The 1590-nt window shown below is 55.7% G+C and carries 1 protein-coding gene; it reads left to right on the top strand.

Going from position 1 to position 1590, the window contains the following annotated elements; genetic code table 11:
* Window positions 1-79 precede the first annotated feature (79 nt).
* Window positions 80-1590: hypothetical protein (locus KDK14_RS08005; RefSeq protein ID WP_257264562.1), on the top strand; the 1511-nt coding region annotated here is incomplete at its 3' end.

Raw genomic sequence — 1590 nt, 5'->3', positions numbered from 1 at the left:
TTCCTTACCAGCTTGGTGGGCTGGTTTGGCTGGGTTCACAGAATAGTTACCCGGAATCCAGCGAAGAAACACAGCGGACTTGTATCGGGTCTCCGGCAGCGGCGACAACAAACGACTGGTCTGCAAGGACTGCGGCAACAGTTGCACCCTGAAATCCAACCGGGGTGTTTATAAAGAATATCGACGCCTGACCCGGGATCTGGACCGCGCCGGTCGAACGTTTTGCCCGCGGGATCAGTGCGAGAACCAGCAATACGCTTACCAGGCCCATCCTGAGCGTTATCAGCGCCGGGGCCGGACGCCAGAAGGGCGGCGCCGGATCAGCTGCAAGCTCTGCCATAAATCCATTGTCATCTCCGATCATCGTCGGGAAAAATTACGCACCAAAACCTTCAAGGACCTGTCGGTGTTCCGGATGATTGTTAACCAGGCGCATTTGCGTGCCATTGCCCGGGTTAACAACACGTCGATGCAGTGGGTATACCAGTCCATTGATCGCATTTATCGCCAGTGCGTGATGTTTTCTGCACACCGGGAGCGCAAGCTGCAAAAGGCGATAACGGGTAGCAAGGTGAACATTGCCGTTGATCAGCAGCTGTTCACAGCCAATTGGTCAAATCGAGAAGACCGGCGGGTCACTGTGATCCCGGCAACTACATCGGTGGACAACCGAACTCGCTATTGTTTCGGCGCGCACTTGAGCTTTGACGGCGATCTGCAACGAGAAGCCCTGGAAGCGGCGGCAGAGGATTGCGGAGATCTGGATAAGCCAGCCTGGGCTCGGGAGCATGCTCAGTACTGGTTGAACGTGGATTACACCCTGAGCCTGCAACAGGCAGCTGAGCGAAAGCGGCGTAAACGCGGTCTTGACCCAGCGCCAGAGGAACTCATCCCAGGCCCGGGCGAGCTAATGAATGCAGAACATAAGCTTCCGGACCATGGCGCGCAGATCCATTCTGCCTACACGCTAATGGCGCACTTTCGATATCTGGCAGAGGTATGTACCCATGCCGAGCTCATTGCCTTTTCCCTAGACCGGGAGCCCGGCATTCAACGAGCGTTTATCTCAGCGCTTGGAGATCGCGTAAACCACGGCGACTGCTTTGGGTTTCTGGTGAAATACGAAAAAGGGATGGGCAATGATGTCCGTCGCAACCTGGTGGGCCGGGGCGCGCTCCTGCTGCATAAACTGGCTGGCTACGAGGTGCAGGATGTCAGCGAGGCCAATGAGATCAAGGCGCAGTTCCTGGAAACCCGGCTGCTGGAGCAAGGTCATGATGCCTGGATTGAAAACCCGTTTCACACCATTTCAGAGCCCCACCGGACCACCCGGCTGATTACCGGCAAACAGGCGCCTTCATCACGTCGTTTGGCCTGGCTTCATCTGTTCAGCTCTCTGCACGGCGTTGACAGCTTGTTTAACGCCACCCGTCGCTCACTCTCTTACCTGGAGCGAGCCATTGCCAAAGAGTCCAATGAGGGGAGACCCTGGACCGGTAAGCAACCTTATAATGTCAACATGATCCAGCGTGTTCTAACCATCCACCGCTGTTATTACAACTTTATCAAAGTGGGTAACGACGGAAAGAC

Origin of the sequence: Endozoicomonas sp. ONNA2 (assembly GCF_024606365.1) — a bacterium.
In the GTDB taxonomy this organism is placed as follows: Bacteria; Pseudomonadota; Gammaproteobacteria; order Pseudomonadales; family Endozoicomonadaceae; genus Endozoicomonas.
Note: the sequence above shows the minus strand (reverse complement) of the source record. Positions and strands in the feature narration are given on the sequence as shown.